This window comes from Arthrobacter sorbitolis, assembly GCF_054510995.1.
Genome location: NZ_JBTNDM010000001.1, coordinates 594,300 through 607,789, shown reverse-complemented (window position 1 = coordinate 607,789; position 13,490 = coordinate 594,300). Strand labels below are relative to the sequence as shown.

Sequence of the window (13,490 nt, the reverse complement as noted above, 5' to 3'; positions counted from 1 at the left end):
TGCGCGCACGCACGAGTGAATTCCACTCGACTCCGGTCCGGAACACCTGCAAGTACCACCCGAAGTCCCGTTACGGCTACGCGGAGGGGCAGGGGCGATTACTGGCGCGACCGACGTGCGGCGGCTACCATACTGGCTGCTACTCGTGCCCGGCCGGCTGCCGCTAGGGTGGTCGCGTGGACTTCGACTGGCTCCGGACCTCGTGCCTGTCCTTCCCGGGCGCCTACGAGGACTATCCGTTCGGCCCGGGTACCGCGGCCTTCCGGGTCCGGGCCGATCGTCGCGGCGGAACGGGGACTCCCGGGAAGATCTTCGCCCTCACGGGCGTGGACGCCCGCCCGCCGTCCATCTCCCTCAAGTGCGAACCGGCATTGGCGGTGCAGCTGCGCGCCGCGCATCCGGAGATCACGGGCGCGTGGCACCTCGACAAGAGGCACTGGAACGGGGTGCGGCTCGACGGGGACCTCCCGCCCGGAACGGTGCGGGACATGATCGAGGATTCCTACGACCTGGTGGTCTCCTCCCTGCCCGCGGCGGACCGGGAGGCGTTGGGCTGGCCGGCAGCCGGACCCGAGGGGTCCTAGCGGATCCCCTGCGCGTCGAGGATGGCGTCCTCCTCCTCCTCCGAGGACGGCCCACGGCGCCGGCGGGTCGGGCGCTGCAGAGCCGTGCCGTCCTGTTCGGCGTCGCTCCTGCGCTGCTGGCGCGCCGCATACCCGAGGCCCACGAAGGCGAGCACGCCGAACGCGAACCACTGCATGGAGTAGGAGAGATGCGGGCCCTCGTCGATGGACGGTTTGGGCGCCGCCACCGGTGTCTCGGCTGCCGCGGGCCGCTCCAGGGCGAGGAGGCCGTAGGCGGCGTCCTGCAGCGGGTAGTCCAGGCGGTCCGCGAGCGCGGACAGGTCGATCGACGCCACCTGGCCCTCGGGGGCGCCACGGTTGACCGCCGGTTCACCCGCCTTGGTCCTGGCCGTGACCTCGACCCGGCCCGACGGCGGTGGGGGGACCTCGTCCGGGCGCCCGGCCTCGGCATTGCCGATCGGGAGCCACCCGCGGTCGATGACGACCGCGGTGCCGTCGTCGAGCCGCAGGGGCGTCAGGACCTCGTAGCCCGGCTGCCCGTTGAGGGGACGGTTGCGCACCACCACCTGGCGGGCGACGTCGTAGGTCCCGGTGAAGGTGACGGGCGTCCATTCGCGGTCGGGATCGTAGCTGTCGAAACCGTTCGTCCCCGGCACGTAGGGCGCCGGCGGGGCATCGTAGTTGGCCTCGATGCGCTGGATGTCCTGCACGACCTCCTCGCGGCGGTCGAGCTGCCAGCGACCGAGGCCCACGCAGCCCGCGGCCAGCACGATCACCATGGCGAGCCAGCCGAGCCAGCGCGCGGACACGAGGAAGCGGTACACCTAGCGGGTCTCCATCGGTCGGTCGGGCGTGAGGGGGAGGGTCTGCTTCCAGAGGCCCCGGTCCCCGAGGTACTCCTCGAACCACGCGACGTGGCCGGGGCACGAGGCCCACGCCTTCCGGCGCTCGGGCGTGTGGATGCGCGGGTTGTTCCAGAGGAGCTGCCAGGCGGCGTCGTCCCGGCAGCCCTTGCGGGAGCACACGGGGGCGCCTGCCGGGCGCGGCGGCAGGAACAGGGAGAGACCCGCCGTCGAGCCGACGGCGGGTCCTCCGGGGGGCACTGCGTCAGGCATCGGCGCCGGACCTGCCGGAACCGGCGGCGTGGGAGCCGTGCGGCGCAGGCGTGTCGTCGAGGACCTCCCCGCTCAGGACGGCGTCGCCGTCGTCGGGAGCGGAGTCGAGGACCCTCGCCTCGATCTCGCGGACCGGGGCGCGGTCGATCAGCGCATCGCTGTGCCGGATGTTGCTCGTGTCACTGCCACCGTTCGCCACGATCACGGCGAAGTACGGCAGGAACACGGCCCCCGCGATCATGACCCACTGCAGCCACACGTACGGGACCACGAAGACCAGGATGAAGCAGACGAGACGGATGCTCATCGACACCGTGTACCGGATCATGCGGGTCCGCATCTCGTCGCTGTGACCGACACGAGCGTCGGAGATGCTGTGGACGTCTGTGTTGTGCTTCGATTTGTTGCTCATCACACTCCAAAAAGACTCCCTCAATTGTCTCACTCCGGGCCCCGTTCCCGAAGTCGAGGGATGCGCCGCTAGGATCGTCGGGACAGTTCGGCGGAGACGGTGTGCACCGCCTCCGGCCCATAGACAGAGGAGTTCTCCCCTTGGCACCTGATGCAGACAGCACGACGACGGCGACCGGTCGGAGCGTCCTGATCACGGGCGGCAACCGGGGCATCGGCCTTGCTATCGCTAAGGTGTTCGTAGCCAACGGCGACAAGGTTGCCATCACCTACCGAAGTGGTGAGGTTCCCGAGGGCATGCTCGGCGTCAGGGCCGACGTGACGAGCGAGGAGCAGATCGACGCCGCGTTCAGCCGGGTCGAGGCCGAGCACGGCCCCGTGGAGGTCCTCGTCGCCAATGCCGGCATCACGCGGGACGTCCTGCTCCTGCGCATGACCGAGGCGGACTTCACCGACGTCATCGACACCAACCTCACCGGTGCGTTCCGGGTGGTCAAGCGGGCGTCGCGCGGCATGATCCGCCTCCGGCGCGGCCGCGTCATCCTGATCTCGAGCGTCACGGGCCTGTACGGCGCCCCGGGCCAGATCAACTACTCCGCCTCCAAGGCGGGCCTCGTCGGCATCGCCCGGTCCCTCACGCGCGAGCTGGGATCGCGGGGCATCACGGCCAACGTCGTCGCGCCGGGCTTCATCGACACCGACATGACGGCGGAGCTGCCCGAGGAGACGCGCAAGAGCTACCTCGCCACGATCCCCGCAGGGCGTTTCGCCTCCCCGGACGAAGTGGCCGGCGTGGTGGCCTGGCTGGCAGGCGACGCCGCAGCCTACATCTCCGGCGCCGTCATCCCCGTCGACGGCGGCCTCGGCATGGGCCACTGACGCCTCCAGCACCCCAGTCCAGATTTCGAGCAGATTTCGAGCAGAAGGAGCATCATGGCCACCCTCGAGGGAACCACAGCGATCGTCACCGGATCGTCCCGCGGCATCGGAGCCGACGTCGCGCAGCTGCTGGCAGCGCAGGGCGCCGCCGTCGTCGTCAACTACCGGCAGAAGGCGCCCCGCGCGAACAAGGTCGTCGCCGGGATCGAGGCGGCCGGCGGGAAGGCCGTCGCCGTGGGCGCCGACCTGACCACCGACGAGGGGCCCGCGGCCCTGGTGGATGCCGCCGTGTCCCGCTTCGGCGGGCTCGACCTGCTCGTGCTCAACGCATCGGGCGGCATGGAGACGTCGATGGGGGAGGACTACGCCCTCCGCCTCAACCGCGACGCGCAGGTGGCCATGCTCACCGCCGCCGTCGACGTCATGCCCGCGGGCTCGCGTGTCGTCTTCGTCACGAGCCACCAGGCGCACTTCATCGAGAAGGTGGAGACGATGGACGCCTACGAGCCGGTCGCCCGCAGCAAGCGGGCCGGCGAGGACGCACTGCGTGCCCTGATCCCGCAGCTCGAGGAGAAGGGCATCACGCTCGTCGTCGTGTCCGGCGACATGATCGAGGGCACGGTCACCGCGACCCTGCTCGACCGCGCGACCCCCGGCGCCATCGAGGCCCGCCGCCAGGAGGCGGGGCGCCTCTACTCGGTCGCGGAGTTCGCGGCCGAGATCGTCAGGATGGCGACCGCCGACGTCCCGACCGGCCACACCGAGTACGTGGGCGGTGCCGAGGACTTCCTGGCCAAGGGCTGATCCTCCCGCCCGGCCGGAGGCGCCCAGCGATTCAGCCGTGGGGCGCCTCCGGGTCCGCCGGCGCCTCTGCCCGGCTCTGCGCGATCAGTTCCTTCGTGCGGACCAGGCGCAGGAGCGTGACCAGCACGATCCCTCCCAGCATGTTGAACACCACCGTGTAGCCGAACCAGGCCAGCCATCGCCCGTAGCCGATGTCGGCTCCCGAGTGGATCGCCGCGAAGATCAGCAGCGAGTCCAGGATCGAGTGGAAGAGCTGCAGGCCCGCGAGGAGGAAGCCCCCGATCACGGTCGCGACGATCCGCGCGACGTCGTTCTCCGTGCCCTGCTGCATCCTGCTCATGAGGGTGATCGTGCTGCCCCCGAGCACGGCCAGCGCCACGACCTGCAGCGAGAACGGCGCGTCGACGAAGTGGTGGGCACTCGTGCTCACCGTGCCCGACCACTGCGGGAACGCCTGCATGACGATCCACATGAACACCCAGCCGCCCGCGAGGTTGGCGACGAGTGTCCCGCCCCACAGTCTCGCGAGCTGCGCGACGCTGCCCTGCCGGGCGACGACGGCGGCCACCGGCATCAGGAAGTTCTCGGTGAACAGCTCGCTGTGCGCCAGCATCAGGGCGACCAGCCCGGCGCTGAAGGCGAGGCCCGCGAGCAGGTGGTCGCCCGTCGCATGCATCACGGCCAGGTACGCCATGATGCCGAGCCCGACCTCGAAGCCCCCGAAGACCCCCGTCACGAGGACGTTCCTCAGGGTCCGGTGCAGCCTCTCGGCCCCCTCACCGGTCGTCCTGTCGAAGGACTGCTTCAGCTCGTCCTCGACCGGGGCGTCGGTCCCGCCCAGTTCCCGCCTGCGTTCCTCGCTCATCGTGCCCTTCTGCCCGCGGCGGCCGGGATCCGGCGCCTGTCCTGGACCGCGGCGGCCGGCAGGGCCGGCGGGGTCCGCGTCGGAAGCCATCGTGCCACCGGCGGGAGCCTCCGGGGTGGCCGGATTTCCGCTGGGCATCGGGGCCTGGGTGTGGGTGCCGCCGGTCGTCAGAGGCCCGAGAAGTACCGCACGACGTCGAGATCGGGCAGGTCCAGTGCGGCGTCGGACGCGGCCCGCACGGCCGGTTTCGCCCGGAACGCCACGCCGAGTCCCGCCGCCGCCAGCATGTCGAGGTCGTTCGCTCCGTCACCCACTGCGATCGTCGACGCGAGGGGCACCCCGGAGCGGCCGGCCTCCGAGCGGAGCACCCGTTCCTTCTCGCCGCGGTCGACGACGGCCCCCGTCACGCGCCCGGTGAGCATGCCCGCCTCGACCTCGAGATCGTTCGCCCGCGCGAACGAGAGGCGGAGGCGCTCGGCGAGGGGCGCCAGGACCTGGGAGAAGCCGCCCGAGACGACCCCGACCCGGTGCCCGGCGTCGAGGTACGCCGCGACGAGCTGCTCCGCACCGTCGCTGAGCTCGATCCGGGCGACGACGTCGTCGACGACCGAGGACGGCAGGCCCGCGAGGGCGCGCACCCGGTGGTGCAGGGACTGGGCGAAGTCGAGCTCGCCGCGCATGGCCGCCTCCGTCACCGCTGCCACCTCCGCCTCGCGGCCGGCGTGGGCAGCGAGCAGTTCGATGACCTCCTGCTTGATGAGCGTCGAGTCGACGTCCATGACGAGCAGCTTCGGACCGGGGGCGTACACCGGGGCAGGGACGAGGGCCGCGCCCACGCCGGTCGCGGAGCACCAGCGGGACAGCCCGGCGCGGAGGCGGGAGGCGTCGGCGGGGAGCGAGACGTCGAGGGTCACGATGTCATAGGTGGCCGTCGCGGCGGTGGACGCGGCCCGTACCTCGGCACCGAGCCCCCGCAGGGCCGAACTCAGGCCGTCGCGGTGCCCGTCGTCGAGGTGTCGGGCGTACGCGACCACCCTGGCGTCGTCCCGCATGGGCCTGCTCCTGTCCGCGCCGTGGCCGGCGCCGTCTGCCCGTCGCTCCGGGGGTGGCCGCGCGTACCGCGCGAGTGCCGCCGGACGCGTCTGCCGGGGCGTATCCGCGGGGCGACGACGGCCGCCGCCCGCGAGGCCCGGCGGTTTCGCCACGGAGCCGCTCCTTAGCCTAGTGTCTAGGACCATGTGCAACGTTCTGGAACTGGCGGGAGTGAGCCTCGTCAGGGGTGGGAAGACCCTCCTCGATGACATCGACTGGCAGGTCCGGGAGGGTGAGCGCTGGGTGGTCATGGGTCCCAACGGGGCCGGGAAGACTACGCTCCTCCAGCTCGCCGGCGCACGCCTGCACCCCACCCGCGGGGTCGTCGGGATCCTCGACGAGGTCATGGGCGCCGTCGACGTCTTCGAGCTGCGCCCGCGGATCGGCCTCGCCTCGGCCGCCCTCGCCTCCCAGGTACCCGATCACGAGACGGTGCTGGACGTCGTCGTCACCGCGTCCTACGGGGTCACCGGACGGTGGCGTGAACAGTACGAACGCCTCGACGAGCGGCGGGCGTTCCGCCTGCTCGACGCGTGGGGCGTGTCCCGCTACCTGAACCGCCGCTTCGGCTCCCTCAGCGAGGGGGAGCGCAAGCGCGTCCAGATCGCCCGGGCCCTCATGGCGGACCCGGAGCTGCTGCTCCTCGACGAGCCGGCAGCAGGCCTCGACCTCGCCGGCCGCGAGGACCTCGTGCAGCGCCTCTCCGAGCTGGCACGCGACGAGGAGGCCCCCGCCATGGTGCTGGTCACGCACCACCTCGAGGAGGTCCCCCCGGGCTTCACGCACGCGCTGCTGCTCCGGGACGGCGCCGTCGTCGCGGCCGGCCCGATCGGCGGCGTGCTGACGGAGGAGAACCTGGGTACCGCGTTCGACGTCGCCCTGAAGCTCACCGAGGAGAACGGCCGCTACAGCGCCGTCGCCCGGGCGTGACCCCCGGCGACCCCGGCGGAAGCCCTGCGGTCCGCTGATGCCGCTCATCCACCTCGAGGCGGCCGACGACCCGCGCCTCGCGGACTACCGGAACCTCACCGACGTCCAGCTGCGCCTCGCCCGGGAGCCCGCCGAGGGCCTCTACATCGCCGAGGGTCCCAAGGTGCTGCGCCGTGCGCTGGACGCCGGTCATGCTCCGCGGTCGTTCCTGCTCGCGCCCAAGTGGGTGCCGGACCTGGCGGACGTCCTCGCGCGCTTCCCCTCCGTGCCGGCCTTCGTCGCGCCGCAGGCGACGCTCGAGGCGGTCACCGGGTTCCACCTCCACCGTGGCGCCCTGGCCGCGATGCACCGCCCCGCGCCGCTGCCGCTGGAGGGGATCCTGGCCTCCGCCCGCCGCCTCGTGGTCATCGAGGACATGGTGGACCACACCAACCTCGGCGCCGTGTTCCGGTCCGCCGCCGCACTCGGGATCGACGCCGTCCTGGTCAGCCCGCGCAGCGCCGACCCGCTCTACCGGCGGGCGGTGCGCGTCAGCATGGGCAGCGTCCTCCAGGTGCCCTGGGCGAGGCTCGGCGCCTGGCCCGAGGACCTCGCCGCCGTGCGCGGCGCCGGCTTCACCCTCGCGGCCCTGGCGCTCGTGCCCGGCGCCGTGCCGCTGGGCGCCTTCGCCGCGCGGGAGCAGGACCGGCTCGCGCTCCTCCTCGGCACCGAGGGGGACGGCCTGAGCGCCGCCGCTCTCGCCGAGGCCGATGTCGCCCTGACCATCCCGATGCACGGGGGAGTGGACTCGCTGAACGTCGCCGCCGCGGCCGCCGTCGCCTTCTGGGAGTGCCGGTACGACGGCGGCCCGCCCGCGGTTTAGCGGCGGCCCGGCTCCTGCGCTAGTATTGCTAGCTGGCCCAGTTGCCACCTCCATTCCCGTGCCTGGCAAAATCCAGGCAACCAGAGAAGGTAGTCCCGTGAAGTCTGATATCCACCCCAAGTACCAGTCGGTCGTGTTCCGCGACCTGGCCTCCGACAAGGCGTTCCTGACCAAGTCCACGGTCGGCTCCGCCAAGACCATCGAGTGGGAGGACGGCAACACCTACCCCCTCATCGAGGTCGAGATCTCCTCGGAGTCGCACCCGTTCTACACGGGCAAGCAGCGCATCATGGACTCCGCAGGCCGCGTCGAGCGCTTCAACGCCCGCTTCAAGGGCTTCGGCGGCAAGAAGTAGCCGAGCTCCGCACCGGAACCCCGGGCGAGAGCCCGCCGTCCCCGAGGAAAAGCCACGCCCATCCGGCGTGGCTTTTCCCGCTTAAGGCGACGTGCACGACACCCACCACGACACCCACCACGACACCCACCACGACACCGACGCGCCCGGCAGCGGGCGCTCCGGGGAGGTCCAGCAATGACACAGGCATCCGACACGTCCCGCCTGCACGGCGAGTACAAGACACCGGGCGGCAAGCTCACGGCCGTTGACCTCGCCGTCCGGGACGGTCGCCTCGCGGACGTCTCCGTCAACGGTGACTTCTTCCTCGAGCCGGACGAGGCGCTCCTCGACATCAACGCGGCACTCGAGGGGCTCCCCGCCGACACGGCACCCGGGGACCTCGCGGCCGCCGTCACGGTGCGCCTGGACCCGTCCGCCGTCCTGTTCGGGTTCTCGCCGGAGGCGATCGCCACGGCCGTCCGTCGCGCGCTGGGCCGGGCCACCGCCTTCTCGGACCACGCGTGGGAGATCATCCCGCCCACGCCGCTCTCCACGGCCATGCACGTCGCGATGGACGAGGTCCTCACGCACGACGTCGGCACCGGCGCCCGCAACCCCACGCTCCGCTTCTGGGAGTGGCAGTCGCCCTCCGTCGTGATCGGCAGCTTCCAGTCGGTGCGCAACGAGGTGGACCCGGAGGGCGCGGCCCGCCACGGCGTGACGGTGGTCCGGCGGATCAGCGGCGGCGGTGCCATGTTCATGGAGCACGGCAACGCCATCACGTACTCCCTCTACGTGCCGCAGTCCCTGGTCGACGGCATGAGCTTCGCCGAGTCGTACCCCTTCCTCGACGCGTGGGTCATGGAAGCGCTGCAGGAGCTCGGCATCAGGGCCTGGTACCAGCCGCTCAACGACATCGCGACCGACCTCGGGAAGATCGGGGGCGCCGCACAGAAGCGGCTCGCGAACGGGGGCATGCTGCACCACGTGACCATGAGCTACGACATCGACGCCGACAAGATGCTCGAGGTGCTCCGGATCGGCAAGGAGAAGATGTCGGACAAGGGGACGAGGAGCGCGAAGAAGCGCGTGGATCCGCTGCGCCGCCAGACGGGCAGGACACGCGAGGAGATCATCGACGTCCTGATCTCCACCTTCCGTCGCCGCTACGGCGCCGTGGACGCCACGCTGTCCGGGGACGAGCTGCGACGCGCCGAGGAGCTCGTGGACCGCAAGTTCGGCACGGAGGACTGGCTCTACCGCGTGCCCTGAGCCTGCGCCCGCAGGGAACGCAGCAGGTGGTCCCGCTCCTCGACGACGATCCGCCGGAGCGCCGCGGGTGCGTCGGCGTGCCCGGCGAGCCAGGCGTCGGTCCGTAGGACGACGGGGTGCCGCTCCGGCGCACCCTCGAGGTCCTGGTGGCCCGGGTACAGCCCCCGGACGATCCTGCTCGCCATCTCGATCCCGCGCGTCGCCCAGACGCCGCGGATCGCCTCGAAGTAGGGCTCCTCGTACCGTCCCAGCAGGTCGCGGGGGCCGATCCGGAAGCCCTCGATCGCGGCGCCGAGCAGTTCGTTCGACAACCGCTCGCCGCGCACGGCCTCCTCCCAGGTGGCCTCCTTGATCGCGGCGTCGGGGATGGCCGCCGAGGCCAGCGTGAAGCCCACGCGCCCGGACGCCGTCGCGTCCTCGCCGCGTCGGGCCTCCAGCTCCCCGGGACGCACCCGCTGCTGCGCGGCGAGGCCCTGGAGGAAGAACCAGCGCAGCTCGGCGTCGAGGCGCAGTCCGGCGATCTCCTCCTCGCCGTCGAGGACGGACCGGACGACGCCGCACGCGCGCGGTGCGGTGCGGGCCGCGGCGGCGAGGGCCCGCGCCCAGGCGAGCTGCAGGTCGGACCCCGGCTCCGCGGCACGCAGTCCCTCCGCCAGGAAGCCGCTCATCCTGTCGCGGAGCGCCGGGCGGCCGGCGGCCGGGGCGAATCCCTCGACGGCGGTCCGGGCATTGGCCAGGAGGACCTGCAGCACGCCCACCCCGGTCTCGGCAGGAGCGGCGAGCATCACCGCATCGAGGTAGGACGACGCCGGCATGGCCGCGTCCCGCGTCGCGGACCAGAGGGCGGTCAGGCAGGTGGCGCGTGCCAGGGGGTCCCGCAGCCGGTGGACCGACGTCAGGAGCGTGGCGAGGGACCGCTCGTCGAAGGACACCTTGGCGTAGGTGAGGTCGTCGTCGTTGACCAGCAGGAGGGCGGGCTGCGCCGTCCCGGCGAGGGCGGGCACCGGCGTCCGCGCTCCCTCCACGGTGACGGCCTCGGACGCGGTGCGGACCAGCCAGCCGCCGTCGTCGAACGTGTACAGGCCCACCCGGATCCGGTGCGGCCGGGGTTCGTCCCGGCCCGTGACCGGGTCCACCGCGTCCTGGACGATGGTCACGTCCGAGAGGACGCCGCCGGCTGCGGTCACCTCCGCGCGCAGCGAGGGCACGCCCGAGGTCTCCAGCCAGGCGCGGGACCAGCCCGCGAGGTCCTGGCCCGTCGCGTCGGCGAGGACGTCGAGGAGGTCCGCGAGCGTCGTGTTCCCGTACTCGTGCTTCCGGAAGTACTGCCGGGCTGCGGCCGTGAAGGCGTCCCGGCCCACGAAGGCGACGAGCTGCTTCAGCACGGAGGCGCCCTTGGCGTACGTGATGCCGTCGAAGTTCTGCTTCGCCGCCTCGAGGTCCGGGATGTCCGCGACGATCGGGTGCGTCGTCGGCAGCTGGTCCTGCACGTAGGCCCACGTCTTCCGGCGGTTCGCGAAGCTCACCCACGAGGTCTCCCAGCGCGTGGCCTCGGCAACCGCGAGGGCTCCCATGTAGTCGGCGAAGGACTCCTTCAGCCAGAGGTCGTCCCACCACGACATGGTCACTAGGTCCCCGAACCACATGTGCGCCATCTCGTGCAGGATCGTGTTCGCCCGGGCCTCGCGCTGCGCCTCGGTGGCGGCCGACTGGAACACGTAGTTCTCCGTGAACGTCACGAGGCCGGGGTTCTCCATGGCGCCGAGGTTGTACTCCGGCACGAACGCCTGGTCGTACTTGCCGAAGGGGTAGGGGTAGTCGAACAGGTCGTGGAAGAAGTCCAGGCCGCGCCGCGTCGTGTCGAGGATCTCCGGGGCGTCGAAGGAGGGCGCCAGCGAGCGGCGGCAGTAGAGGGCGAGCGGGATATCGAGCCCGTCGGCCGCCGTCCCCGCGGCGCCGGTCCACGAGCCGGTCTCCCGGTGGTACGGGCCGGCGAGCACCGTGGTGATGTACGTCGAGATGCGGGGGGTCGGGGCGAAGGTCCACCTCGAGGTCGGAGCATCCGCCACCTCGACGGGCGCGACCGCCACCTCGGCGCCGTTGGAGGCCACCGTCCACCCGGCGGGCGCGGTGACACCGAACGAGAAGGACGCCTTCAGGTCCGGCTGTTCGAAGCAGGCGAAGACGCGGCGGGCGTCGGCGGGTTCGTACTGCGTGTAGAGATAGGTCTCCCCGTCCGCGGGGTCGACGAACCGGTGCAGCCCCTCGCCGCTCGAACTGTACCGGGCCAGTCCCTCGACCGTCACCGTGTTGTGCCCGGCGAGGTCGTGCAGCGCGATCCGCGCGCCGTCCGCCGCCGCGGGGTCCAGCGGCCGCCCGTTCAGTTCCAGCGCCGTGACGTCCCCGATGAAGTCGAGGAACGTGGAGCTCCCGGGCCGCCGGCAGGAGAAGGTCACGGTGGTGGTGGTCCGGTACGTGGCGACACCCGGGTCCCGCGCCCCCGAGAGATCCAGGTCGACGGCGTAGCTCTCGGTCCGCAGCAGGTCGGACCGGGCAGCCGCCTCGTCGCGGCCCAGATTCTCGTTCTCCATCCGGCCATTCAACCACGCACCGCGACGGCCTCGTTTCCGGCGTATTAACGGCGCGTGTACCGGTGTGTGCGGCTGTGTACCGGGGGGGTGATCCATGGCACTCTGGTCCCATGTCCGAGCTTTTCGCTGACTACGCAGCCGCCGCCCGCAAGACGCCCGCCTTCGACGAGATGTTCGACACGGGACAGCTGCCGCGGACCGAATACGGTCAGGTGGCGGCCGCGCTGGACGAACTCAACCTCGCGGCGGTGACCGCCCGCGCCGATTCGATGGCCCGCACCTTCCTCGATCGCGGCGTCACGTTCGACTTCGCGGGGGAGGAGCGTCCCTTCCCCCTCGACATCGTGCCGCGCGTGATCGCCGGCAGCGACTGGGACACGCTGGAGCGCGGTGTGGCGCAGCGCGTGAAGGCCCTCGAGGCGTTCCTGGACGACGTCTACGACAAGATGGCGGTGGTCTCCGACGGCGTGATACCGCGCCGCCTCATCACCTCCAGCGCGCACTTCCACCGCGAGGTCGCAGGATTCGCGCCCGCGGGCGGGGTCCGCGTCCACATCTCCGGGATCGACGTCGTCCGGGACCAGCAGGGCACCTTCCGCGTCCTCGAGGACAACGTCCGCGTGCCCAGCGGCGTCAGCTACGTGCTCGAGAACCGGCGCGCGATGGCCAAGGGCCTGCCCGAGGCGTTCGGCCAGCAGCGCGTCCGCCCCGTCGAGGAGTATCCCCGCCGCCTGCTCGCCGCCCTGAGGAAGACCGCGCCCCCCGGCGTCGAGGACCCGACCATCGTCGTGCTGACGCCCGGCGTCTTCAACTCCGCGTACTTCGAGCACACGCTGCTCGCCGGGCTGATGGGCGTGGAGCTCGTCGAGGGCCGCGACCTCATCTGCCGCGGCAACCGCGTCTACATGAGGACGACCGCGGGGGAGCAGCGCGTCGACGTCATCTACAAGCGCATCGACGACGAGTTCCTCGACCCGCTGCAGTTCCGCGCGGACTCGGTGCTCGGCTGCCCCGGCATCGTCAACGCCGCGCGCGCGGGCATGGTGACGATCGCGAACGCGGTCGGCAACGGCGTCGCCGACGACAAGCTCGTCTACACCTACGTCCCCGACCTCATCAGGTACTACCTGGGGGAGGACCCGATCATCGCGAACGTCGACACCTACCGGCTCGAGGACGCGCCCGCCCGGGAGGAGGTCCTCGACCGCCTCGACGAGCTCGTCGTGAAGCCCGTCGACGGCTCCGGGGGCAAGGGCCTCGTCATCGGTCCCGACGCGACGAGGGCCGAGCTCGACACGCTCCGCGCGAAGATCCTCGAGGACCCGCGCGGCTGGATCGCACAGCCCGTCCTGCAGCTCTCCACCGTGCCCACGATGTCCGGGGGCCAGTTCAGCCCCCGCCACGTGGACCTGCGCCCCTTCGCCGTGAACGACGGCGAGGAGGTGTGGGTGCTGCCCGGCGGGCTCACGCGCGTGGCCATGAAGGAGGGCTCGCTGATCGTGAACTCGAGCCAGGGCGGAGGGTCCAAGGACACCTGGGTGGTCGACGGCGAGGTCCGGGGGCCCGTCGGGGACGCCGCGCCGCAGGAGGGCCCCGTCGCCGTCCGCGAGCGCACCAGCGTCTGGCCGATCGAGAGCAACTGGCAGGACCAGCAGTCGCAGCAGCAATGATGCAGGGACGGACCCGGCTCCCCGCCGCCCGCTTTGCAGCGCATCCCTCCGCCCCGAGAACCCTGGAAGGCAGGACCC

14 protein-coding genes are annotated in these 13,490 nt (G+C 71.7%); 8 read left to right on the top strand and 6 right to left on the bottom strand.

Going from position 1 to position 13,490, the window contains the following annotated elements; all coding sequences use genetic code 11:
* Positions 1-176: 176 nt before the first annotated feature.
* Positions 177-584 (top strand): MmcQ/YjbR family DNA-binding protein, encoded by a 408-nt coding sequence (locus ACX80K_RS02945; protein WP_459270364.1) that lies wholly within the window; start codon positions 177-179, stop codon positions 582-584.
* Here the strand turns inward: ACX80K_RS02945 and ACX80K_RS02940 are convergent.
* The 3 genes from ACX80K_RS02940 to ACX80K_RS02930 are packed head-to-tail and all read right to left on the bottom strand — an operon-like array spanning position 581 to position 2,111.
* Complete coding sequence (locus ACX80K_RS02940; RefSeq protein WP_459270363.1) at positions 581-1,408, bottom strand: SURF1 family cytochrome oxidase biogenesis protein; 828 nt, start codon at positions 1,406-1,408, stop codon at positions 581-583. The two genes, ACX80K_RS02945 and ACX80K_RS02940, sit on opposite strands and share 4 nt — an antisense overlap.
* Entirely contained in the window at positions 1,409-1,699 is a 291-nt protein-coding gene (locus tag ACX80K_RS02935; RefSeq protein ID WP_459270362.1) for a hypothetical protein, read from the bottom strand. It abuts the gene before it with no gap.
* The gene (locus tag ACX80K_RS02930; RefSeq protein WP_459270361.1) at positions 1,692-2,111 is read right to left on the bottom strand and encodes a DUF3099 domain-containing protein; all 420 of its coding nucleotides are present in this window, start codon (positions 2,109-2,111) and stop codon (positions 1,692-1,694) included. The genes ACX80K_RS02935 and ACX80K_RS02930 overlap by 8 nt, the downstream gene beginning before the upstream one ends.
* A gap of 140 nt (positions 2,112-2,251) precedes the next feature.
* Between ACX80K_RS02930 and fabG the strand changes: the two genes are divergently transcribed.
* Together fabG and ACX80K_RS02920 are read left to right on the top strand one after the other, a co-directional pair.
* On the top strand, positions 2,252-2,989 hold the full coding sequence (gene fabG / locus ACX80K_RS02925) for a 3-oxoacyl-ACP reductase FabG (protein ID WP_459270360.1): 738 nt from the start codon (positions 2,252-2,254) through the stop codon (positions 2,987-2,989).
* A gap of 54 nt (positions 2,990-3,043) precedes the next feature.
* A complete protein-coding gene (locus ACX80K_RS02920; RefSeq protein WP_459270359.1) occupies positions 3,044-3,793 on the top strand; it encodes an SDR family oxidoreductase in 750 nt (249 codons plus the stop codon).
* Positions 3,794-3,824: 31 nt separating this feature from the next.
* Here ACX80K_RS02920 and ACX80K_RS02915 read toward each other — a convergent pair whose 3' ends face one another.
* Both ACX80K_RS02915 and serB read right to left on the bottom strand, forming a co-directional pair.
* On the bottom strand, positions 3,825-4,658 hold the full coding sequence (locus ACX80K_RS02915; RefSeq protein ID WP_459270358.1) for a formate/nitrite transporter family protein: 834 nt from the start codon (positions 4,656-4,658) through the stop codon (positions 3,825-3,827).
* 167 nt (positions 4,659-4,825) lie between these two features.
* Positions 4,826-5,710 (bottom strand): phosphoserine phosphatase SerB, encoded by an 885-nt coding sequence (serB, locus tag ACX80K_RS02910; protein WP_459270675.1) that lies wholly within the window; start codon positions 5,708-5,710, stop codon positions 4,826-4,828.
* Positions 5,711-5,894: 184 nt separating this feature from the next.
* Between serB and ACX80K_RS02905 the strand changes: the two genes are divergently transcribed.
* The 4 genes from ACX80K_RS02905 to ACX80K_RS02890 all read left to right on the top strand — a co-directional run bounded on the left by ACX80K_RS02905 (position 5,895) and on the right by ACX80K_RS02890 (position 9,151).
* Positions 5,895-6,680, top strand: coding sequence for an ABC transporter ATP-binding protein (locus ACX80K_RS02905; RefSeq protein ID WP_459270357.1), 786 nt, complete (start codon positions 5,895-5,897; stop codon positions 6,678-6,680).
* A 37-nt stretch (positions 6,681-6,717) separates the two neighbouring features.
* Complete coding sequence (locus ACX80K_RS02900) at positions 6,718-7,542, top strand: TrmH family RNA methyltransferase (protein ID WP_459270356.1); 825 nt, start codon at positions 6,718-6,720, stop codon at positions 7,540-7,542.
* Positions 7,543-7,639: 97 nt separating this feature from the next.
* A complete protein-coding gene (locus ACX80K_RS02895) occupies positions 7,640-7,897 on the top strand; it encodes a type B 50S ribosomal protein L31 (RefSeq protein ID WP_055773464.1) in 258 nt (85 codons plus the stop codon).
* Between the two features lie 177 nt (positions 7,898-8,074).
* Complete coding sequence (locus tag ACX80K_RS02890) at positions 8,075-9,151, top strand: lipoate--protein ligase family protein (RefSeq protein WP_459270355.1); 1,077 nt, start codon at positions 8,075-8,077, stop codon at positions 9,149-9,151.
* On the opposite strand, the gene pepN is transcribed toward ACX80K_RS02890, so the two are convergent.
* Entirely contained in the window at positions 9,136-11,742 is a 2,607-nt protein-coding gene (gene pepN, locus ACX80K_RS02885; RefSeq protein ID WP_459270354.1) for an aminopeptidase N, read from the bottom strand. The two genes, ACX80K_RS02890 and pepN, sit on opposite strands and share 16 nt — an antisense overlap.
* Positions 11,743-11,852: 110 nt before the next feature.
* Between pepN and ACX80K_RS02880 the strand changes: the two genes are divergently transcribed.
* Positions 11,853-13,412, top strand: coding sequence for a circularly permuted type 2 ATP-grasp protein (locus ACX80K_RS02880; RefSeq protein WP_459270353.1), 1,560 nt, complete (start codon positions 11,853-11,855; stop codon positions 13,410-13,412).
* Positions 13,413-13,490: the final 78 nt, after the last annotated feature.

What these genes read in the sequence shown, in the direction of transcription:
- ACX80K_RS02935 (WP_459270362.1), bottom strand. Translation starts at nt 1,699, where the DNA reads ATGCCTGACGCAGTGCCCCCCGGAGGACCCGCCGTCGGCTCGACGGCG.
- ACX80K_RS02930 (WP_459270361.1), bottom strand. Translation starts at nt 2,111, where the DNA reads ATGAGCAACAAATCGAAGCACAACACAGACGTCCACAGCATCTCCGAC.
- ACX80K_RS02920 (WP_459270359.1), top strand. Translation starts at nt 3,044, where the DNA reads ATGGCCACCCTCGAGGGAACCACAGCGATCGTCACCGGATCGTCCCGC.
- ACX80K_RS02915 (WP_459270358.1), bottom strand. Translation starts at nt 4,658, where the DNA reads ATGAGCGAGGAACGCAGGCGGGAACTGGGCGGGACCGACGCCCCGGTC.
- serB (WP_459270675.1), bottom strand. Translation starts at nt 5,710, where the DNA reads ATGCGGGACGACGCCAGGGTGGTCGCGTACGCCCGACACCTCGACGAC.
- ACX80K_RS02905 (WP_459270357.1), top strand. Translation starts at nt 5,895, where the DNA reads ATGTGCAACGTTCTGGAACTGGCGGGAGTGAGCCTCGTCAGGGGTGGG.
- ACX80K_RS02900 (WP_459270356.1), top strand. Translation starts at nt 6,718, where the DNA reads ATGCCGCTCATCCACCTCGAGGCGGCCGACGACCCGCGCCTCGCGGAC.
- ACX80K_RS02890 (WP_459270355.1), top strand. Translation starts at nt 8,075, where the DNA reads ATGACACAGGCATCCGACACGTCCCGCCTGCACGGCGAGTACAAGACA.
- pepN (WP_459270354.1), bottom strand. Translation starts at nt 11,742, where the DNA reads ATGGAGAACGAGAATCTGGGCCGCGACGAGGCGGCTGCCCGGTCCGAC.
- ACX80K_RS02880 (WP_459270353.1), top strand. Translation starts at nt 11,853, where the DNA reads ATGTCCGAGCTTTTCGCTGACTACGCAGCCGCCGCCCGCAAGACGCCC.